We start from the raw sequence: 20,980 nt of genomic DNA, 5'->3' as shown, positions 1-20,980 counted from the left end.
TGCCGGCATCATGGGCCGAGGCCGTCGACGACGGCCCGTCCCTGTGCGTGCCGCGTGAAGCGTTCTGACTAGGCCGCGTTGGAAGTCGCGCGCGCCACCAGTTGCGCCACCATCGGGTAGGTCTCGCTGCGCACCTGGAACTGGCCGACGATCTCCACCAGGTCGCCGGCCTGCTGTTCCATCGCGCGTGCGGCGGCCGTGGCTTCCTCGACCAGGGCGGCGTTCTGTTGGGTGGTCTCGTCCATCTGGGTGACGGTCTGGTTGACCTGTTCGATGCCGGCCGACTGCTCCTGCGAGGCGGCGGCGATTTCGCCCATGATGTCGGTGACGCGCTGCACCGAGGCCACGATGTCCTGCATCGTCGTGCCGGCCTGGGCGACCAGGGTCGAGCCCGCGCTCACGCGCTCGACCGAGTCGTCGATCAGCGTCTTGATCTCCTTGGCCGCGCTGGCCGAGCGCTGGGCGAGGGTGCGGACCTCGCTGGCGACCACCGCGAAGCCGCGGCCCTGTTCGCCGGCGCGGGCGGCCTCCACCGCGGCGTTGAGCGCCAGGATGTTGGTCTGGAAGGCGATGCCGTCGATGACCCCGATGATGTCGGCGATCTTCTTCGAGGCGACCTCGATGCCGTCCATGGTGGTGACCACCTGGCCGACCACGCTGCCGCCCTGCGAGGCGACCGCGGCGGCGCCGGCGGCGAGTTGGTTGGCCTGGCGCGCGTGTTCGGCGTTCTGCTTCACCGTGGCGGTCAGTTCCTCCATCGATGCCGCGGTTTCCTCCAGGCTGGCGGCCTGCTGCTCGGTGCGGCGCGACAGGTCGTCGTTGCCGCTGGCGATCTCGCCCGCGGCGGTGTCGATGCTGGCCGCGGCCTGCTGGATGCGGCCGACCATGTCGGTCAGCTGCGCAACGGTGGCGTTGGCGTCGTCGCGCATCCGTGCGTACACGCCGTGGAACTCGCCCTGCATGGTCTGGGTCAGGTCGCCGGCGGCGATCGCGCGCAGCAACTGCGACAGCGCCGCCAGGTTGGTCTCGGTGCCGGTCATCATCGTGTTGAGATTGGCGACCATGTCGTGGAAGGCGTGGCGGAAGCGCTGCGCTTCGCCGCGGCGCGAGAAGTCGCCCTGCGCGGCGGCGCGCACCAGCAGGTCGATTTCCTGATTGATCGCGCCGAGGTTGCGCTTCACCTTGGCCATGGTCTCGGTCAGGATCGCCATCTCGCCCGGGAACTGTTCCAGGTCGCGGCTGAGGTCGCCTTCGGCGTATTCGCCCATCAGCGTGATCAGCCGCTGCTTGACCGAAATATGGCTGTGCACCAACGCATTGGTGTCGCGCACCATGCGCCCGTAATCGCCTGGGAAACGCGCCTCGTCCATGCGGAAGCTGATCTGGCCGGCGGCATGCTGCCGGGCCATCTCGGTCTGCGCCTGGATCACCGTGCGCAGTTCCTCCTGCATCTGCCGCATGTCGTTGAGCAGCGACGGCGCCTGGCTGCGCAGACGCACCTCCTGCGACAGGTCGCCGCCGGCGATGCGGCGGACCACGTCGGCCGCGTAGGCCGGCTCGCCACCGAGCTGGCGCATCAGGCTGTTGCGCACCAGCAGGCCGAGCAGGATCGCGGCGACGATGCCGACCAGCATGCCGACCAGGCTGGTCCATTCGCCGGACTGCGCGCGCGCCTCGCTCTCGGCCTTGCGGACCTGCAGCAGCGCGCGTTCGGCGTCCTCGTACTGGCCGATGGTGGCGCGCAGCCCGTCCATCTGCTGCTTGCCGACGGTGCGGAACGCCTCCAACTGGGCGTCGTCGCTGTCGGCGACGGTGTTGCGCATGTGCTCCACCGCCTTGCGCTTGGTCGCCATGAACTGCGTGTAGTCCTGCATCAGGGTCTGCAGGCGCGCCTGTTGCGCCGCGTTGTCGGCGGTCAGCTGCTTGGACTCCTGCCATTGCGCCTGGAACTCGCGTTCGCCGAGGTCGAACGGCTCCAGGTAGGACTTGTCGCGGGTCAGCGCGAAGCCACGCGCGCCGCTCTCGATGTTGAGCAGGCTCACCAGCATGCGGTCGCCGAGGGTGATGACCTTGTAGGTGTGTGCGTCCAGCGCGGCGGCGCTGGTGAACTTGCGGAAGCCGATCAGGCTGGTGATGCCCACCAGCAATAACATGGCGATCACGCCGCAGAAGCCGATTGCCAGGCGCTTGGTGACGGTGAGATGATGGAAGGACACGCGAGATCTCCGATAGATGCGAGAGAGCGGCGCTACCGGCCTCCGTTGCCGCAGGGACGGCAACGCTGGCACGGATCAGCGGGGGAAGTTCGGGCAGAAACCCGCATCTGTATCGGCCGCGTTTTCGGGATCTTTAGGGTTTTCTCCGTCGATCGCAGCGTGTGCATCGCCAGGCCGTGGTGCCTGCATGGCGCACGTCGTACGCGTTCTTCTACGCAAGCGCCAATCAAGCAGCGGTGAAGCGCACGGCGTGCAATGCGTGAGCATGGCGTGAGTCGCCTGGCGCGCAGCGTGCCGCCTCGGGCGGAGATGTCTTCCTTGCAGGACGCGACCTGCACCGCGCGCGGCGATCGCCGGGAATTCCCGAGCGCGGGATCCGCGAATGCCGGGCACAAAAAAAGCCGCGCGAGTGCGCGGCTTTCTGCTGTTTCGATATCGCTGCGCCGGCGCAGTGCCGGCCGCCGCGCTCAGAACTTCGCGTCGAACTCGCCGGCGAAGCCTGTGTTGACGATCAGCTTCTGCAGCGCGTCGCCGACCTTGAGATTGCCGGCCACCACCTGGAACTGCTGTGGGCCGCGGTCGTCGATGCGACCCAGGGTCCCACCCTTGAAATCGGTGACGCGGCCGCCGGCCTCGCGCACCAGCAGCACGCCGGCGGCGATGTCCCAGGCCTTTACCCCGGCTTCGAAGTAGGCGTCGCTGCGGCCGCAGGCGACATAGGCCAGATCCAGCGCCGCCGAGCCGGTGCGGCGGATGTCCTCGGCCTGCACCAGCAGCGCATCCACGCACTTGAGCTGCGGGCTGGCGCGCTTGCGCTCGCGCGGGGCGAAGCCGGTGTGGACCATGGCGCCGTTGAGTTCCTTGCGCTCGCTGACGCGGATGCGGCGGTCGTTGAGCACCGCGCCATTGCCGCGGCTGGCGGTGAACAGTTCGTTGCGGAGCGGATCGAAGATCACCGCGTCGACCGGCTCGCCGTTCTCCACCAGGGCGATCGACACGCAGTAGTGCGGGAAGCCGCGCAGGTAGTTGCTGGTGCCGTCGAGCGGGTCGATCACCCACATGTAGCGGCCGCCGCCCTGCACGCCGCCTTCCTCGCCCATCACGCCGTAGTCGGGATAGGCGCGGCGCAGTTCCTTGACGATCACCTTCTCCGCATCGGCATCGACTTCGCTGGCGTAGTCCATGCGGTCCTTCTGCACCACGTTCAGCGCTTCCAGGCGGTTGATGTGGCGCAACAGGACGTTGCCGGCGAGGCGGGCGGCCTTGACCATGACGGTGACGGCGGGTTTTTGCATGGCAAGCGCTCCCGAGAAGGCGGAGGTGGGTCTGGAGGAGGAAAAGAGCAGTCCGGCGCCAAGGCCGGCCGCACAGTTTACCATCTACGCCCCCGTTCGCTTCGCCTGCCGTGCCGCCATGACCGATTCCACCCGTATCCGCTTCGTCCTGGTCGGGACCCAGCATCCCGGCAACATCGGTGCGGCGGCGCGCGCGATGAAGACCATGGGGCTGTCGCGGCTGGTGCTGGTGGCGCCGGAATGCGAGCTCGAAACCGAGGCCTATCGGCGTTCCGCCGGGGCCGAGGACCTGCTGCAGCAGGCGCCGGTGTTGCCTGCGCTAAGCGACGCGGTGGCCGATTGCCGGCTGGTGCTGGGCTGCACCGCACGCAGCCGCCGCGTGTCGCTGGAGGAACTGCTGCCCGCCGATGCCGCGCAGCGCCTGACCGCGACCAGCGCCGAGCCGGCGGAAGTGGCGCTGGTATTCGGCCGCGAGCGCACCGGCCTGACCAACGAGGAACTGCAGCTGTGCCATGCGGCCGTGCACATTCCCTCCGATCCGGCGTTCAGCTCGCTCAATCTGGCCGCGGCGGTGCAGGTGCTGGCCTACGAACTGCGCCTGGCGCAGCTGCGCGGCGTCGCCCCGGCACCCGCGCCGGCACCGGGCTTTCGCGAGGCGCCGGCCAGTCATGCGCAGGTGGAAGGCCTGTTCGGGCAGTTGGCCGAGACCCTGGACGACATCGACTTTCACAAGGGGCGCGCCCCGGATTCGGCGATGCGCAAGCTGCGCCGGCTGTTCCTGCGCACCGAGCTGACCGAGCAGGAGGTGCGCCTGCTGCGTGGCGTGCTGTCCGATGCGCAGCGCATGGCGCGCCTGGCCGGACAGGCCGAAAACTGAGGCCTGTCAGGGCGCGAAGGCGACGAGCGCGGCACCTGTCGCCAGGCGCGGGGCGGGCGAGGGACGCGGGCGCGGCGGGCGCCATTCTGTGACGCTGTCACCGGCATGCGCTTTCGGCTAGGCTTTGCAAGGTCTATTTGGGGATCGTGGTTTGTCCAGTTCGCGTTGGCGGGTGGTCGTGGTGTGGCTGGCGCTGGCGATCTGCTGGCCCGCGTCCGTGCACGCGCGGCCCTCGGTCCTGGTGCTGGGGCGCATCAGCGACAACCCCAAGGCCCATTACGAGCAACTCAAGCCGCTGCTGGACTACGTGGTGCCGCGCATGCGCGAGGTCGGCATCACCTCCGGGCAGATCCTGATGGCGCGCGACAGCCAGCAGATGAGCAGTTACCTGCGCCGTGGCCGGGTCGACTGGGTCACCGAGACCGCCGCCACCGCGATGGCGCTGGAGCAGCGCGGCGGCGCCAAGCCGCTGCTGCTGACCGAGCGCAACGGCGTGCGCCAGTACCACACCGTGTTCTTCGTGCGCCGCGATGCGCCGATGCATGCGCTTGCCGATCTGCGCGGCCACACCCTGGCGCTGCAGAGCACGCTGTCCACCAGCGCCTACCTGGTGCCGATGATGACGCTGTTCGAGCACGATCTGCATCCGGAGATCCTGCTCTCGACCAAGGACCAGCCCTCGGCGGACACGGTCGGCTATGTGTTCGCGCGCTCCGAACTGAACATCGCCGCCTTCGTGCACAAGCACCTGGTGGACGCCGGGGCGTTCAGCAACCTCGACTGGGACGACGAGCGCCGCATTCCGCCGGCCTTTCTCCGCGATTTCCGGGTGATCTACCGCAGCGAGCCGTATCCGCGCGCGGTGGAGATGGTGCGCAGCGATCTGCCCACGGAGGTGGAGACGCGCTTGCGCGAGGTGCTGCTGCACGCCGCCGACGATCCGCAGGGGCGCGCGGCGCTGCGCCAGTTCTTCGGCACCTCCGGGTTCTATCCGATCGATCCGGCGTCGCAGAAGCGCCTGGACACCCTGCGCGCCGGCGTGGCGCGGGTGAGGCTGGAAGTGGAATGAAGAGCATGCGTTTCGGGTTGCAGGCCAGGTTCCTGCTGGCCATGGGCGTGGCTGCCCTGCTGGTGATGGCGATCCTGGCGCTGCTGTTGGAGCGCCAGGCGGCGATGCAGCGCGAGGTGCGCACGCTCAGCGGCAACGCCATCCACAGCCTGTTCGACAGCAGCATGCGCACCCGCGGCGAGTCGCTGGCGCGGCAGCTCGCCGATTCGCTCGCCAACCCGGTGTACTACTCCGACCTGGACGCGATCGGCACACAGGTGCGCGGCGCGCTGGGCTATGTCGCGGTGGCCTATGTGCTGGTCTACGACGCCGATGGGCGGCTGATCCACGACGGCAGCGAGGGCCTGGCAGGGTATGGACAGCGCATGCGCGGGCCGATGGCCGAGGCCGCGATCCGCGCAAAGGGGCTGCTGGCCCAGGAGTCGCCGGAGTTCCTCGATGTGTCGATGCCGATCATGATCGGCGACCAGCGCGTGGGCGGGGTGCGGGTGGGCATGTCCTGGGCGCGCGCGCAGGAATACGAGCGCAAGGCCGGGCAGAACCTCGACCAGCGCCTGGGTGAATTGGGCAAGCGCCATCTCGGCTGGCTGCTGCTGTTGCTGGCCGCCCTGGGCCTGACCGCGGCGATGGTGACGGTCTACGTGCAGCGCACCCTGGTGGCGCCGTTGCGCTGGATGGCGGCGGCCGCGCGCCAGATCGAGGCCGGCAACTACGCGGTGGAGCGCCGCGACAGCGGCCGCCACGACGAGGTCAGCGAATTGCTGCGCGCGTTCGGGCGGATGAGCGAGGCGATCGCCCGCCACGACCGCGACGTGCGCCACATGGCCTATACCGATGCCTTGACCGGGCTGACCAACCGGCTCGCGTTCCGCGAGGCGCTGGACCATCGCATGCTGTCGGCACGCGCCTCGCAACGCCGGCTGGCGCTGCTGTTCGCCGACATCGACGACTTCAAGCGGATCAACGACACCCTCGGTCACGAGGCCGGCGACGAGGCCCTGCTGCAGTTCGCGCGACGCATCCAGCTGGCCGTCGAACAACTGGGCGGCGACGACGCGCTGCTGGCGCGCTTCGGCGGCGACGAGTTCGTGATCCTGGTGGAGGACGCGCAGGCGGCCAAGGTCGCCACCGCGCTGGCGCAGCGGCTGGTGCAGGAACTGCGCGAACCGCTGCGGATCCAGGGCCGCGAGGTGTTCATGGGCACCTCGATCGGCATCACCGTCTATCCGGGCGATGCCGAGGATGCGTCGGCGCTGCTGAAGAACGGCGACATCGCCATGTACCAGGCCAAGCTGGCCGGCAAGAACTGCCACCGCTTCTACAGCCGCGCGATGGACTATGCGGTGGAGCGGCGCGTGCACATGGAGCACGAGCTGCGCGGCGCCTGGGAGCGCGACGAGCTCAAGCTGGCCTACCAGCCGATCTTCCGCACCCAGGACCGGCGCATGGTCGGTGTGGAAGTGCTGCTGCGCTGGCAGCACCCGGCGATGGGCACGATCTCGCCGACGGTGTTCATCGACGTGGCCGAACAGAGCGGCTTGATCGAAAGTATCGGCCCCAAGGTGCTGCGTGCGGCCTGCAGCGAGGCCACCCAGTGGCGCCGTGCCGACGGCAGCGCCGACCTGTTCGTCTCGGTCAACGTCTCGCCGCGGCAGTTGCGCAGCGGCGATCTGCCCGAAGTGGTGGCCGACTGCCTGCGCGAGTCCGGGTTGCCGGCGGCGCAACTGCACCTGGAGCTGACCGAGACCGCGGTGATTGGCGATGAGCTGCAGGCGGCGAGCATGCTGGCGCGGCTGCACCGCACTGGCGTCAAAGTGTGGCTGGACGACTTCGGCACCGGGTTCTCCGGCCTGAGCCACCTGCGCCAGGTGCCGGTGGACGGGGTCAAGATCGACAAGAGCTTCGTCGCCGACCTGCAGCGCGACCCCGACGACCTGGCGCTGACCACTGCGATCATCGCGATGGCGCATTCGCTGGACATCACCGTGGTCGCCGAGGGCATCGAGCAGGAGGCGCAGTTCGAACTGTTGCGCGAGCGCGGCTGCGAACTGGGGCAGGGCTTCTGGCTCAGCCGCCCGCTCAGTGCGGAGGAGTTCCGCCAGTTGCTGGCCAACGAGGATGCGTCGCCTGCCGATGCCTGAGCGGCGCCGCGGCAACGACACCGCGGTCTGCGGCCGCCGTCGCGCGGGTCAGGGCATCAACGGACGCTTGCCGGTATCGCCGGCGATCTCGCGCACCAGCTTCGGCACGAGATAACCGGACAGGCGCGCGGCCAGCCCCTGGTGCAGTGCCAGCGCGGTTTGATCGTCCACTTCGAAATGGGCCACGCCCTGCACCCGGTCCAACTGATGCAGGTAGTAGGGCAGCACGCCGGCGGCGAAGCTGCGCTCGCTCAGCGCGGCCAGCGCCTCCACGCTGTCGTTGACCCCGCGCAGCAGCACCGCCTGGTTGAGCAGGTGCGCGCCGGCCTCGCGCAGGCGCGCCAGCGCGGCATCCACACCGGCATCGAATTCGTTGGCGTGGTTGGCGTGGATCACGAACGCCAGCGGCCACGGCAGTGCGCGCAGCCAGGCCAGCAACGGCGCATCGACGCGCTCGGGCAGCACCACCGGCAGGCGGCTGTGGATGCGCAGGCGCTTGAGTTGCGGCAACGCGGCCAGCGCCTCCGTGAGTTCGACCAGTTTCGGCGTGGCCAGCGACAGCGGATCGCCGCCGGACAGGATCACTTCCTCGATGCTGGGGTCGGCGGCGATCGCCGCCACCGCCGTGCGCCAGCCATCGCGTGCGGCGGTCTCGTCGGCATAGGGAAAGTGCCGGCGGAAACAGTAGCGGCAGTGCACGGCGCAACTGCCGGTGGCCACCAGCAGGGCGCGGCCGCGGTATTTGTGGATCACCCCGTCGGCCTTCTTGGCCGCGGTGTCGCCGACCGCATCCAGGGCGAAGCCGGCGACCAGGCGCTGCTCGTCGTCGATCGGCAGCACCTGGCGCAGCAGCGGATCGTGCGGGTCGCCCGGGCGCATGCGCGCGACGAAGCTGCGCGGCACGCGCAGCGCGAACTGCGTCGCAGCCTGTTCGGAGACGCCCATCGCCTGCGGATCCAGGCCCAGCAAGGCCAGCAGCTCGCGCGGATCGCGCACGGCGTCGCGCCAGGCCTGCTGCCAGCGCGGCGGCGCGGCGGTGGGCAGGGTCGGGGACGGCTGCATCGGGCGGGGGGCTGCGGTTATCATAGGCGGTCATCACACGAGCGCCCGCCGTTGCGGCGGAGCTTCCATTCTATCCGGCCGGCCGCCGAACGCGGCGGGTTTGCCTTACCCGAGGAGTTTCAGATGGCCAGCTACGGCATGAACGACGTCAAGAACGGGATGAAGATCCTGGTCAACAGCGAGCCTGCGATCATCACCGATACCGAATACGTCAAGCCCGGCAAGGGCCAGGCGTTCACCCGCGTCAAGTACCGCTTCATCAAGTCCGGGCGCGTGGTCGAAATGACCATGAAGGCGACCGACAGCGTGGAAGCGGCCGACGTGGTCGACACCGACATGCAGTACCTGTACAGCGACGGCGAGTACTGGCACTTCATGCAGCAGGAAACCTTCGAGCAGGTGCAGGCCGACAAGGCCGGCGTCGGCGACGCCGCCAAGTGGATCAAGGGCGAGGAAGATTGCGTGGTGACGCTGTGGAACGGCACGCCGATCCAGGTCACCCCGCCGAACTTCGTCGAACTGAAGATCGTCGAGACCGACCCGGGCGTGCGCGGCGACACCTCCGGCGGCGGCGGCAAGCCCGCCACCCTGGAGACCGGTGCGGTGGTGCGCGTGCCGCTGTTCGTCGGCCAGGAGGAAGTGATCCGCGTCGACACGCGTTCGGGCGAATACGTCTCGCGCGTCAAGTAATCCGGCACGCCCGCGGCCGCCGCCGGCCGCGGGCATGCGCACGCGCTGGCGTGCGGCGGCCAGGCAGCGCCAAGCGCCGGAGCGCCGCGCGGCGGTGAAGGACCACCTCGCTCCCAGGAATTCCCGTGACCACCAGCCACGCCGACAGCGTCGACAGCGTCGACAGCAAGTATCCGCACGACCGGGTCGTGTTCTTCAGCGACGCGGTCTTCGCCATCGCCATCACCTTGCTTGCGGTGGAGATCAAGGTGCCGGGGCATGCCGAGGTCGAGGCCGCCGGCGGCATCCTGGCCGCCCTGCACCGGATGCTGCCCTTGTTCATCGGCTTCGCGGTCAGCTTCCTGGTCACTGCGCTGTTCTGGAAGTCGCACCTGCAGCTGTGCCGGCACATCCGCCAGTTCGACGACCGGCTGATCTGGCTCAACGTGCTGCAGTTGCTGCTGATCGGCCTGCTGCCGTTCTCCACCGCGCTGTATTCGGACTATTTCGGCAACCACGAGGCGTTCGCGGTGTACTGCGCGCATCTGGCGGCGATCGGCCTGGCCGGGTACTGGCTGCATGCCTACGCGGTGCGCAAGGAAGGCCTGGCGCAGCGGCTGGGCCCGCTGCAGGCGCAGGCGATGAAGCTGCGCGCGGCGGTGTCGCCGGTGGTGTTCGCGTTGTGCATCCCGGTGGGCATGGTCGCGCCCTGGCTGGGCCGCTTCGGCTTCCTGGCGATCTTCCTGCTGCAGTGGCTGGTGCTGCGTGTGTACCAGCGGCGCATCCGCCAGGCCGAGGCAGCACCGGTACCGTGATCCTTCCTTTTCCAGAGTCCCTGCGATGACCTCCATTCCCGAATCCTGCGACCTGCTGATCGAAGCCGGCTACGTGGTCCCGATCGAGCCGCATGCGGTGGTGCTGGAAGACCACGCGGTGGCGGTGCGCGGCAGCGAGATCGTCGCAGTGCTGCCGACCGCCGAGGCGCGCACGCGCTTCGCCGCCGCGCGCACCGTCTCGCGCCCGGACGCGGCGCTGCTGCCCGGCCTGGTCAACGCGCACACGCACAACCCGATGACCCTGCTGCGCGGCATCGCCGACGACCTGCCGCTGATGGTGTGGCTGCAGCAGCACATCTGGCCGGTGGAGACCGCGGTGATCGGCCCGGAGTTCGTCGCCGACGGCACCGCGCTGGCGATCGCCGAGATGCTGCGCGGCGGTACCACCTGCGCCAACGAGAACTATTTCTTCGCCGACGTGCAGGCCGCGGTGTACAAGCAGCACGGCTTCCGCGCGCGGGTCGGCACGGTGATCATCGATTTCCCGACCGCCTGGGCCAAGACGGCCGACGAGTACTTCGCCCGCGCCTGCGAGGTGCACGACCAATGGCGCGATGATCCGCTGGTCGGCATCGCCTTCGCCCCGCATGCGCCGTACACGGTCAACGACGCCAACTTCGAGCGGGTGCGGATGCTGTCCGACCAGCTCGAGGTGCCGGTGCACCTGCACACCCACGAGACCGCGCAGGAAATCGCCGATTCGCTCAAGCAGTACGGGCAGCGCCCGCTGGCGCGGCTGGACCGGCTGGGCCTGGTCAACGACCGCCTGATCGCGGTGCACATGACCCAGCTCACCGACGCGGAGATCCACCTGTGCGCCGAGCGCGGGGTCAGCGTGGTGCATTGCCCCGAATCCAACCTCAAGCTCGCCTCCGGGTTCTGCCCGGCCTGCGCGCTGCAGCGGGCAGGGGTGAACCTGGCGATCGGCACCGACGGCTGCGCCAGCAACAACGACCTGGACATGTTCAGCGAGAACCGCACCGCGGCGATCCTGGCCAAGGCCGTGGCCAACGACGCCACCGCGCTGGACGCGGCCAGCACGCTGCGCGCGGCCACGCTGGGCGGCGCGCGCGCGCTGGGCTTCGGCGAAAGGATCGGCTCGATCGAGCCGGGCAAGCAGGCCGACCTGATCTGCGTGGACCTGTCGGCGCTGGAGACCCAGCCGCTGCACAACGTGCTGTCGCAACTGGTGTACGCCACCGGCCGGCAGCAGGTCAGCGACGTGTGGATCGCCGGCCAGCCCAAGCTGAGCCAGCGCGTGCTGGTGGACATGGATGTCGACGCGCTGGTCGCCAATGCGCGCGAATGGCGCGAACGTATCCGCAGCGTCCACGCCTGATCCGCTATGTTCGCCGTGCCGCGCTGCGCGCGCGGCCCCAACGAGAATCCGTCATGACCGCTTCCACCGCCAACGCCTCCGCCAATTTCGATCAGGCCGAACTGGACAAGTTCGGCGCCCTGGCCACCCGCTGGTGGGATGCCGACGGCCCGCAGAAGCCGCTGCATGCGCTCAACCCGGTGCGCCTGCGCTACGTCGCCGAGCGCCTGCCGTTGCGCGGCGCGACGGTGCTGGACGTGGGCTGCGGCGGCGGCCTGCTCAGCGAGGCGCTGGCCAAGGAAGGCGCGCAGGTCACCGCCATCGATCTGTCGCCGGAACTGATCAAGGTCGCGCGCCTGCACCAGTTCGAATCCGGCGTCGAGGTCGACTACCGCGTGCAGTCGGTGGAGGAACTGGCGGCGGCGCAGCCGGCCAGCTTCGACGCGATCACCTGCATGGAGATGCTCGAGCACGTGCCCGATCCGGCGGCGATCGTGCGCGCCTGCGCAACCCTGCTCAAGCCGGGCGGGCAGCTGTTCCTGTCCACCCTCAACCGCACCCCGGCCGCGTTCGCCCTGGCCATCGTCGGTGCCGAGTACGTGGCGCGGCTGCTGCCCACCGGCACCCACCGCTACCAGGATTTCATCAAGCCGGCGGAACTGGCCGCCTGGTTGCGCCAGGCCGAACTGCAGTTGCGCGACGTCAGCGGCCTGGCTTACGAGCCGTGGCGCAATCGTGCGCGGTTGTCCTCGCGGACCGAGGTGAATTACCTGGCGTGTGCTGCAAAGCCGGGAATCGGGAATGGGGAATAGGGAGGCGCCGCTGCCGCGGCTAGGGTACCCGCGGGTGGTGCTGTTCGATCTGGATGGCACGCTGCTGGACAGTGCGCCGGATCTGCTGGCCGCGGCCAATGCACTGCTGGCCGAGCACGGGCGTCCTGCGCTCGGCCTGGCGCAGTTGCGGCCGGTGGTGTCGAAGGGCTCGCGGGCGATGCTCGGGGTCGCCTTTCCGGATCTGCCTGCGACCGAGCGCGATGCGCTGATCCCGGCGTTCCTGCGCCACTACGAGGCGCTGATCGGCCGCCATTCGCAGCCGTTCGACGGCATCCCGGAACTGCTGCAACGCCTGGAAGACGCCGGCAGCGTGTGGGGCATCGTCACCAACAAGCCGGAGGCGCTGGCCCGGTTGATCCTGCCGCAACTGCAGTGGGAGCAGCGCTGCGCGGTGCTGATCGGCGGCGACACGCTGCCCGAGCGCAAGCCGCATCCGTTGCCGCTGCAGGTCGCCGCGCAGCGCCTGGGCGTGGCGCCGCACGAGGTGGCCTACGTCGGCGACGACGAACGCGACATCCTTGCCGCGCGCGCCGCGGGCATGGCCTCGGTGGCGGTGCTGTGGGGCTACCGGCTGGACGAGGACGATCCGTTGGCCTGGCGCGCCGATGCGATGGTCGCGGCGCCGGCGGAGTTGTATCCCGCCGCGGCCTGGCCGGTGGCCGCTGCCGCTTCCTGAAGCCGGCGGCGCGGCCGCATCAGGGGCTACCCGTGCAGATGCGGCGATCGCCGCGTCGCTGCATGCACGCCGACGTCGCTCGGCATCCACCGCCCACCCACGTAAACTGCGCGTCCTGCGCGACGCCCGCGCTCACCTTTCCCCGTGTGCGACGTTTTCGCTACGCGCGCCTGAATCCGGATCCACCGATCGCATGAGCAGTTCGTCCGCCCTGGATGCCTTCCTCGACAAATGGCGCCGCCGCTGGCCGGAATGGGCCGTGGCCGAGGCCTTCGTGCCGGCGCCGCAACGCGCCCGCACCGTGGCCTGGTTCGCCCTGCTGCAGGAATTCGACGACATCCTCAACATCGCCGGCGATCCGCTGCCGGCCGACGCCAAGCTGGCCTGGTGGGGCGAGGAACTGCGCAGTTGGGCCGGGCAGCGTTCGCGGCATCCGCTGGGACGGGTGCTGGAGCCGGTGGCCGCGCCGTGGACGCAACTGGCCGAAGCCTTGCCGAGCCTGCCGCAGGCGCGCGCGGCCGCGGCGGACACGGCGCATGCGCTGGAGCGGCTGGAGCCGTTCGCGCAGGCCGTGGTCGCGGTCGAGCGCGCCCTGTTCGAGGCCACGGCCGAGGGTGCTGCAGTACCGGTCGCGCTGCAGGTGCTGGCGCAGCGCCTGGCCGAGGGCGGCGCCGCCACCGCGCCGCTGGCGCTGCGTGGCGGCGAGGAGCCGCAGCAGCGCCAGCGCTGGGCGCAGGCGTTGCTGAAAGCGTGGCCGCGCCGCGTGCGTGGGCCGCGTCCGCGGCGCATCCTGTCGGCGCTGGCGCGTGCGCGCACCGTGCAGCAGGCGGCCGTCACGCCCAAGCCGCCGGGACAGATGGCGACGCTGTGGCGCGCCTGGTGGGCCGGGTTGGGCTGAGCCCGCCCGCCCACCACGCCGGCTTGCCTCAGGGCGCGCTGCCGGCGCCGCTGTTGGCGTACTCGTAGAAGCGGTTGGCCGAGGTGCTGCAATTGCTGCTGCAGTACGGCCGGCCGATGGTCGAGGCGTTCCACGGCGCGCTCTTGCGGATATGCCCGCCCAGCGTCGAGTCGCGGATCACCACCTTGCCGTTGGGCGAGGTGCCGTCGACGTAGTTGGACAGGCTGCCCACGCTCTCGTCCCAGGCCCGCCCCAGCCACACCGTGCCGCTGCCCGGGTCGCCGACCGCATCGAAGGTGCTGCCGATGGCCAGGAAGCCGTAGCTGCTGCCCGGGCGGGTACTCGGCGCGAAGATCACGCCGCCGTCGTTGGCGCCGCGGCGCGCGGCGGTGTAGCGGATGGTGCTGCCGGCGAACACCGCCACGCCCGAGCCGAAGATGAAGTCGGTATCGCCCTCGATGACGCCGCCCTTGACGTAGGCGCGGATCACCGTGTTTGAGCTGCCGGCGCTGACCAGCAGGGTGTCCTGGTTGCCGGTCAGCACCACGTTCTCCAGCACCGCCTTGTCGCCGCGCAACGCCAGCGCCACCGCCGACTGGTTGCTGCCGCTGTAGGTGCCCTCGACGTAGCTGTTGACGATCGCCAGGTTGCGCGCCTGGAACTGCGCCGCGCGCACGGTGACGGTGCCGCTGTCGGAGGTGCCGACGGTGCTGCTGGCGGCGTTGCTGGCGCAGGGGTGGGTGGCGCTGCCGGTGGGTTTCGGCGTGGGATTGGCGTTGCCAAAACGGATCGTGGTGCTGGCCGGGCTGCCGCCGAGGCCGAACAGGGTGATAGGCGGTGCCGCGGCCGGGATGCAGACCACTTCGGTATAGGTGCCCGGTGCCACGCTGATGTAGCGGCGCATGCTGCCGCCGGCGGCGACCGCCGCGTCCACCGCCGCCTGCACGCTGCGGTAGCGGGTGCTGCCGTCGGCCGCCACCGCGTAATCGGCCTGCAGCAGCGCGACCCCGGCACTGGGATCCCAGTTGTCGGTGACCAGCGCGCCGATCGGGCCGGCCTGGGCCAGGTGGCGGGCGACGGTCTGGTTGGCCGCCTCGCTGCTGGTCAGTTGCGGGCGCGACGCGGTGCCGGTCAGGGCCGGGGCGTCGGCGACGACCCCTCCTGCCAAGGCGAGGGTGGAGGAAAGCAGCAACCAGCGCGATACGGTCATGGGAAGCCTCCGCTCAAGGATAAGGATCCGCGGCGGCGCTTGGTATGATACCGGTGTCATTCGCTGGTGCGATCCGGTGCCGTTCGCGGACCGGCGATAGTAGGGGCGTTCGCGTGCCGATGCCGGCCGACCTCGCAGCCAGAGGACGGTTGTGTCGTTTCCATCACGATCACGGATCCTCTACTGCTGCCGAGCGCGTCGCGACGGGGGCGTACACGCCCGTTCCACCGGCGAAAGGGCCAAGGATGCGACGTTTCAGGACCTTGGCGGTCGGGATTTCGCGGCATTGCCGCATGCGCCTGCGCAAACCTTGGCGATCGTGCGTCGTGCGTGATGGTGCCGTGAATTTGGATACGAGCGCCGCCGCGGCGTGCGCTACGCTCGACGCGGATCTCATTTGGAAGCCTCTCGATTGAAGCGCCTGTGCCGTTGGTGCTGCCTGCTGCTGTGCCTGGGAATGGTCGGGTCGGCGGTGGGGCAGGAGTTGTCGTTGCAACGGCTGGCCGCCGACCCGCCGGCGCCGGAGGTGGTGGCGGGGCGCCACGACGCCGCGTTCGCCGACGCCGGCCATGGCGCGACCCTGTACGAGCGCAGCAAGCAGCCCACCTGGTGGCGCATCCGCGCCGATCGTGCGGTCGGCAGCGAAGGCCAGCCGCAACTGGTGCTGCAGGCGCCTTACCTGACCCGGATCGAGGCCTGGGTGCCGGGCCGCACCGCGCCGACCCGGCACGCGATCTACGGCGCCGACGCGGACCTGCGCTACTCGACCCGCGCCCTGGTGATCGCCTTGCCGCACGGGCTGCCGGCCGGTGCCTCGATCTGGCTGCGGGTGCATGCGCCGGCGGCGATGCCGATGCCGGTGGGCATCGTGCCGCTGGCCCAGGTGCAGCGCGAAGACCTGCGCTACGTCGGCTGGCGTGCCTTCATCCTCGGCTCGACCGCGGTGCTGGCGATCCTGGCGATCGCGCTGTGGGCACGCCTGCGCGAGCCGATCTACGGGTACTTCACCGCCAACGTGATGTGCGTGCTGCTGTACCTGCTCGGCCTCGGCGGCGAGGCGCGCGCAGTGCCGGGGCTGGCCAGCGTGTTCGCGTCCTCGCCGACGCCGATGCGCATCGTCGCCGCGCTCGGCGGCTTCTTCATCATCACCTTCCAGCGCCGGCAACTGGAGATGCAGCGGCAATTGCCGCGGCTGGACCGGGTGCTGCGGCTGTGTGCGCTGTTCCTGCTCGGCATCGCCGTGGCCTGCCTGCTATCGGACGCGGCGGTGCTGAGCGTGCTGGGCAATCTCGGGCTGATCGTCGGCGCCGCGCTGCTGCTGCCGTGTTGCCTGTTGCTGGCCTTGCGCGGGCAGCGCTACGCCTGGCCGTTGCTGGCCTCGTGGACGCCGCTGTGGATGCTGTGCGTGCTGCGCTGCCTGGAACTGACCGGGTGGTTGCGCCTGGATCTGGCCGCGCCGTTGCTGGCGCACGGCATCAGCCTGGCGCTGGCCATTTCCTGCCTGCTGGTGACCTTCGGCCTGGCCGAGCAGATCCTGGAACTGCGGCGCGACCGCGATCGCGCCAGCCGCCTGGCGATGGTGGACGAACTCACCGGCATGCTCACCCGCGCGGCGCTGCAGCAGCGCCTGGCCGAGGCGCTGCAGGACGCCGCGCGCAGCGAGCGGCCGTTGGCGCTGGCCTACATCGACATCGACCATTTCAAGCGCATCAACGACCTCCATGGCCATGCCGGCGGCGACGCCTGCCTGCGTTGGGTCGCGGCCTGCGCGCGGGCGCGCCTGCGCAGCACCGACACGCTCGGCCGCCAGGGCGGCGACGAGATGCTGCTGCTGATGCCCGGCGCCACCCTGGAGGCCGCGCGGCGCGTGGCCGAGGACATCCGCCAGCACGTCGCCGCGCAGCCGTTGCCGCGCGAGGGCCGGGCGCTGTCATGCACGCTGAGCGTCGGCGTGGCGCAATGGCAGCGCGGCGAGAGCGCCGCGGCGCTGTTGCAGCGGGCCGATGCCGCGCTCTACGCCAGCAAGGCCGCCGGCCGCAACCGGGTCAGCGTTTCCCCGTTCACCGCGTCACCCACCAAGGAGCCTCAGCCATGACTGCACAGCCCGCTTTGCCCGCGTTCGCTCCCGATCAGTTGCAGGTCGGCGACATCCTGTTGCAACTGGGCTGCGGCCCGGTCTCCGAACTGATCGCCTGGTGCGGCGACAGCATCTACAGCCACGCCGCCATCGTCGCCGACCAGGGCGACCTGATCGAGGCGGCGGCCAGCGGCGTGCGCCGATATGCGCTGTCGAAGCGGCTCAGCGACACCGCCAACTATCTCATCATCGACGCCTACCGGCCGCTCAGCTACGCCTGCGTGGCATTGGACGACGCCGACCGCGCCAACGTGCTGGCGAAGGCGCAGTCGCTGCTGGGGACGAAATATCCGGTCAACAGCCTGCCCACGCTGGGCCTGCTGGTCGCCATCCGCGGCAAGTGGCCGCAGCACTGGCTGGCGCGGATCGTGGTGCGCGAGGCGCTGGATCATCTGGTCCGCGACGACCCCTCTTCCATGGTGTGCAGCGAGATGGTGTACCGCGCGCTGGCGCAATGCGACGCGACGCCGCCAGGACGGCTGGCGCCGCAGATCGTGCTCAGCGGGCCGACCCATATGCCGTTCCCGGACCTGGACTGGAAGGCGCTGTGGAAGGAAGTCTGGGAACTGCTGCATCCGCACCGGCAGCAGGCGCTGGGCGACATCGCGCAACGTCTGGCGGCGGTGGAGGGCGCACCGGCCAGCCTGGCCGCCTCGGCGCAGACCACGGTCACCGACCACGAACTGCTCGAGCGCGCCAACCTCATCCGCGCCAGACTGAATCTGCCGCCGCTGCTGCCGCAGGCCGATGTCCATGGCGCGCAGTCGCGGGACCCCGCCGGAACCGCGCCGGGGACGTCCTTTCCAGACCCCAACCCCAAGCTGGTGATGCCGCTGGACCTGGCCAACAGCCCGTCGCATGTGGTGCTGGGGCGCTTGCTGCCGGCGGCCACGCCTGCATAGCGGGAAGGCTGCGCGCCAGCGCATCGCACGAGGCTGCGCATGGTGTCATAAGGGGAACCTTCCCCTGCAGACGGGGCCGTGGATCACGGCGGAAGAAAGAACGGCAGCAAACCCCTCTCCCACCGGGAGAGGGGGTGGGGTGAGGGTACGGACTCTGGCCATACTGCCCGTGCCGCGCGCGGCCATTCGAGCGAGCGCGGCGCGCTCGGACTGGCGCTGCGCCGCGCATGCGCGGCGATGGTGTCAATCAGCAACGCGCCGCCGCGCGCCTCTGCACCTGGCGCACCAAACGTTCTACTGCTGCTTCGTGCGCTCCAGCACCAACAATGGGTCGATGCGAACATCAAACCAATTCATCCCCCAATGCAGATGCGGCCCGGTCGCACGGCCCGTGGCGCCCACCGCGCCGATCACCTGGCCCTGGGCGATGCGGTCGCCGACTTTGACGTCGATCCGCGACAGGTGCAGGAAGTTGGAACTGACGCCGTAGCCGTGATCCAGCAGCACGGTGCCGCCGGTCAGGTACAGATCGGGGGCGGCGAAGGTGATCACGCCGGCGGCGGGGGCCTTGACCGGGGTGCCGGTGGGCACGGCGATGTCCATGCCCGAATGCCCGGCGCCGGGCTGGCCGTTGTAGACGCGCGCGTTGCCGAAGCGCCCACTGATGCGGCCCTGCACCGGCCAGAGGAAGGGTGCGGCGAAATCGGTGCGCGGGTCGTCGCGATCGCGCGCGGCGGTGACCTGGGCCTGTTCGCGCTTGATCCGCTCGGCGATCGCCGGCGGCGGGTTCACCGTCTTCGGCGGCACCCCGTTGACCTGTTCCAGCGGCCAGTCGCGCGGCGTCACCGCGATCTCGACGGTCTCGGTCGCCCCATCCGGGCGCTGCACGGCGATGCGCAACGGACCGCGCTCGTCGCGGCCGATGCCGAACACCACGCTGCCGTAATCGCTGACCCGCAGGGTGCGGCCGGCGTACTGCACGCGGCTGCCGGGCGCGACCTTGCCGATCACCAGTGCGCCCTGCGAGGCGCTGGTCGGGAACACGCTGCGCGCCTGCGCGCCGGCCGCGACCGGCGTCTGCGCATGCAGCGCCGGGGCGAGCGGTGCGGTCATCAGGGCCAGTGCCAGTGCGGCGCCGGACACCAGGGCGCCGCGCATCAGCGGTCGAACGCCAGGCGCTGGCCGTTGGGGCTGCCGACCAGGCGGCTGCCGTCCCAGGCCAGCACGCCGTTGACCCAGGTCGCGGCGACCTTGGAGCGGAAGCTGCGGCCTTCGAACGGCGACCAGCCGCACTTGGACAGCACGTCCTCGCGGCGTACGGTGAAGGCGGTGTCGTCGATCAGCACCAGGTCGGCGTGGTAGCCCTCGCGCAGGAAGCCGCGCTCGTGCACGTCGAACAGCAGCGCCGGCGCGTGCGCGAACTTGTGCACCACCTGGGCCACGCTGAGCCGGCCCTCGTGCACCAGTTCCAGCGCCGCGACCAGCGCGTACTGCACCAGCGGCAGGCCGGACGGCGCCTGCGCGTACGGCTTGCTCTTCTCTTCCCAGGTGTGCGGGGCGTGGTCGGTGGCAAGCACGTCGATCACGTCCTCGGCGATCGCGCGGATCAGCGCCTCGCGGTCGCTGGCGTCCTTGATCGCCGGGTTGCACTTGATCAGGTTGCCGAGCGTGGCGTAGTCGGCGCGGTCGAAGCGCAGGAAATGGATGCAGGTCTCGGCGGTGATGCGCTTGCCCTGGATCGGGCCGGGCGTGAACAGCGCCAGCTCGTCGGCGGTGGAGATGTGCAGCACGTGCAGGCGGGTGCCGTGCTTCTTCGCCAGCGACACCGCCAGCTGCGAGGACTTCAGGCAGGCCTCGCGCGAACGGATGTCCGGGTGCATGTCCGGGGTCAGCGCATCGCCGTACTTCTGCTTGAACGCGGCCAGGGTCGCGTCGATGGTCGGGGTGTCTTCGCAGTGGGTGATGATCGGCGTCGGCGCGTCGCGGAAGATCGCATCCAGGGTCTGCGGGTTGTCGACCAGCATGTTGCCGGTGGAGGCGCCCATGAACACCTTGATGCCGGGCGCGGTCTTCGGGTCCAGGGTCTGGATCGCGGCCAGGTTGTCGTTGCTGGCGCCCAGGTAGAAGCCGTAGTTGCCCCAGGCGCGGCCGTGCGCGGCGTCGTACTTGGCCTGCAGCGCGGCGGCGTCGAGCGTCGGCGGGTTGGTGTTGGGCATGTCCATGAAGCTGGTCAGGCCGCCGGCCACCGCCGCGGCCGATTCGGTGGCGATGTCGCCCTTGTGGGTCAGGCCGGGTTCGCGGAAGTGCACCTGGTCGTCGATCATCCCGGGCAGCAGCCAGCGCCCGGCGGCGTCGACCACGGTCTCGCCCTCGCGCGCGGCCAGTTGCGGGGCGATCGCGGCGATGCGGCCATCGGCGATGCGCAGGTCGCCCTGGGTTTCGCGGCCTTCGTTGACCAGGCGCGCGTTGACGATCAATGTGGAAGCGGACATCAGTGTTTTCCTTGGCAGCGGCAGGGTGGCGGCGCCGTGGGGTCGGGCACCGGGTCGAACCCGCCAGGATGGAAGGGGTGGCAGCGGCCGACGCGACGGGCGGCCATCCAGCCGCCGCGCAATGCGCCGAAACGGGCGATGGCGGTTACCGCGTAGGCCGAGCAACTGGGCACGAAACGGCAGCGTGGCCCGAGCAGCGGGCTGATGAAGCGCTGGTACAGGCGCAGCAGGGCGATGAGAGCGCGGGCGATCACGCCACCATGATATGCCACTGTGCTCGACTAGGCGGGTCGCTCGGCGTATACGCCGCGTTGTTGCCGCGGGGGGTAGGGTAGGCTATAAAGGCCCG

The 20,980-nt window shown here is 70.1% G+C and carries 18 protein-coding genes; 11 read left to right on the top strand and 7 right to left on the bottom strand.

Features of this window, described 5'->3' with window-relative positions:
• Positions 1–68 precede the first annotated feature (68 nt).
• Positions 69–2,216, bottom strand: a complete 2,148-nt coding sequence (locus PG878_RS13080) for a methyl-accepting chemotaxis protein (RefSeq protein ID WP_209029405.1) — start codon at positions 2,214–2,216, stop codon at positions 69–71.
• Between the two features lie 467 nt (positions 2,217–2,683).
• Positions 2,684–3,511 (bottom strand): inositol monophosphatase family protein, encoded by an 828-nt coding sequence (locus PG878_RS13075; protein WP_010343521.1) that lies wholly within the window; start codon positions 3,509–3,511, stop codon positions 2,684–2,686.
• 118 nt (positions 3,512–3,629) lie between these two features.
• Between PG878_RS13075 and PG878_RS13070 the strand changes: the two genes are divergently transcribed.
• The 3 genes from PG878_RS13070 to PG878_RS13060 all read left to right on the top strand — a co-directional run bounded on the left by PG878_RS13070 (position 3,630) and on the right by PG878_RS13060 (position 7,598).
• Positions 3,630–4,388, top strand: coding sequence for an RNA methyltransferase (locus PG878_RS13070; protein WP_209029406.1), 759 nt, complete (start codon positions 3,630–3,632; stop codon positions 4,386–4,388).
• Positions 4,389–4,539: 151 nt separating this feature from the next.
• Positions 4,540–5,457 carry a phosphate/phosphite/phosphonate ABC transporter substrate-binding protein gene (locus PG878_RS13065; protein ID WP_244663538.1) on the top strand — a complete coding sequence of 306 codons (918 nt, stop codon included), beginning with the start codon at positions 4,540–4,542 and terminating at the stop codon, positions 5,455–5,457.
• On the top strand, positions 5,454–7,598 hold the full coding sequence (locus PG878_RS13060; RefSeq protein WP_209029407.1) for a putative bifunctional diguanylate cyclase/phosphodiesterase: 2,145 nt from the start codon (positions 5,454–5,456) through the stop codon (positions 7,596–7,598). The genes PG878_RS13065 and PG878_RS13060 overlap by 4 nt, the downstream gene beginning before the upstream one ends.
• 48 nt (positions 7,599–7,646) lie before the next feature.
• Here the strand turns inward: PG878_RS13060 and epmB are convergent, their stop codons facing one another.
• Positions 7,647–8,684 (bottom strand): EF-P beta-lysylation protein EpmB, encoded by a 1,038-nt coding sequence (epmB, locus tag PG878_RS13055; protein ID WP_209029408.1) that lies wholly within the window; start codon positions 8,682–8,684, stop codon positions 7,647–7,649.
• A 99-nt stretch (positions 8,685–8,783) separates the two neighbouring features.
• Between epmB and efp the strand changes: the two genes are divergently transcribed.
• From efp to PG878_RS13025, 6 genes are all read left to right on the top strand, one after another.
• Positions 8,784–9,350 (top strand): elongation factor P, encoded by a 567-nt coding sequence (efp, locus tag PG878_RS13050; protein ID WP_010343528.1) that lies wholly within the window; start codon positions 8,784–8,786, stop codon positions 9,348–9,350.
• A gap of 125 nt (positions 9,351–9,475) precedes the next feature.
• A complete protein-coding gene (locus PG878_RS13045) occupies positions 9,476–10,144 on the top strand; it encodes a TMEM175 family protein (protein ID WP_209029409.1) in 669 nt (222 codons plus the stop codon).
• A 25-nt stretch (positions 10,145–10,169) separates the two neighbouring features.
• Positions 10,170–11,504, top strand: a complete 1,335-nt coding sequence (locus PG878_RS13040; RefSeq protein WP_209029410.1) for a TRZ/ATZ family hydrolase — start codon at positions 10,170–10,172, stop codon at positions 11,502–11,504.
• 53 nt (positions 11,505–11,557) lie between these two features.
• Positions 11,558–12,295, top strand: a complete 738-nt coding sequence (gene ubiG, locus PG878_RS13035; protein WP_209029411.1) for a bifunctional 2-polyprenyl-6-hydroxyphenol methylase/3-demethylubiquinol 3-O-methyltransferase UbiG — start codon at positions 11,558–11,560, stop codon at positions 12,293–12,295.
• On the top strand, positions 12,285–12,992 hold the full coding sequence (locus PG878_RS13030; RefSeq protein WP_209029412.1) for a phosphoglycolate phosphatase: 708 nt from the start codon (positions 12,285–12,287) through the stop codon (positions 12,990–12,992). The genes ubiG and PG878_RS13030 overlap by 11 nt, the downstream gene beginning before the upstream one ends.
• Positions 12,993–13,185: 193 nt before the next feature.
• Positions 13,186–13,890, top strand: a complete 705-nt coding sequence (locus tag PG878_RS13025; protein WP_209029413.1) for an isoprenoid biosynthesis enzyme family protein — start codon at positions 13,186–13,188, stop codon at positions 13,888–13,890.
• Between the two features lie 28 nt (positions 13,891–13,918).
• Here the strand turns inward: PG878_RS13025 and PG878_RS13020 are convergent, their stop codons facing one another.
• Positions 13,919–15,100, bottom strand: coding sequence for a putative acyl-CoA thioester hydrolase (locus PG878_RS13020; RefSeq protein ID WP_244672420.1), 1,182 nt, complete (start codon positions 15,098–15,100; stop codon positions 13,919–13,921).
• A 412-nt stretch (positions 15,101–15,512) separates the two neighbouring features.
• Here PG878_RS13020 and PG878_RS13015 point away from each other — a divergent pair, with 412 nt between their 5' ends.
• Both PG878_RS13015 and PG878_RS13010 read left to right on the top strand, forming a co-directional pair.
• Positions 15,513–17,195, top strand: coding sequence for a sensor domain-containing diguanylate cyclase (locus PG878_RS13015; protein WP_209029414.1), 1,683 nt, complete (start codon positions 15,513–15,515; stop codon positions 17,193–17,195).
• Positions 17,192–18,139 carry a C40 family peptidase gene (locus tag PG878_RS13010; protein ID WP_244672421.1) on the top strand — a complete coding sequence of 316 codons (948 nt, stop codon included), beginning with the start codon at positions 17,192–17,194 and terminating at the stop codon, positions 18,137–18,139. Before PG878_RS13015 ends, PG878_RS13010 begins: the two co-directional genes overlap by 4 nt.
• Positions 18,140–18,433: 294 nt before the next feature.
• Here PG878_RS13010 and PG878_RS13005 read toward each other — a convergent pair whose 3' ends face one another.
• Genes PG878_RS13005 through yidD form a run of 3 tightly spaced genes read right to left on the bottom strand, consistent with a single transcriptional unit; the run spans position 18,434 to position 20,903 of the window.
• Complete coding sequence (locus PG878_RS13005; RefSeq protein WP_209029415.1) at positions 18,434–19,297, bottom strand: M23 family metallopeptidase; 864 nt, start codon at positions 19,295–19,297, stop codon at positions 18,434–18,436.
• Positions 19,297–20,631: a dihydroorotase gene (locus PG878_RS13000; protein WP_209029416.1), complete on the bottom strand. Its 1,335-nt coding sequence runs from the start codon at positions 20,629–20,631 to the stop codon at positions 19,297–19,299. Before PG878_RS13000 ends, PG878_RS13005 begins: the two co-directional genes overlap by 1 nt.
• Positions 20,631–20,903, bottom strand: a complete 273-nt coding sequence (gene yidD, locus PG878_RS12995) for a membrane protein insertion efficiency factor YidD (protein WP_106407029.1) — start codon at positions 20,901–20,903, stop codon at positions 20,631–20,633. The genes PG878_RS13000 and yidD overlap by 1 nt, the downstream gene beginning before the upstream one ends.
• Between the last annotated feature and the right edge of the window lie 77 nt (positions 20,904–20,980).

This window comes from Xanthomonas hawaiiensis (assembly GCF_031834635.1).
In the GTDB taxonomy this organism is placed as follows: Bacteria; Pseudomonadota; Gammaproteobacteria; order Xanthomonadales; family Xanthomonadaceae; genus Xanthomonas_A; species Xanthomonas_A sacchari.
This window is presented reverse-complemented; position numbering and strand designations above follow the sequence as displayed.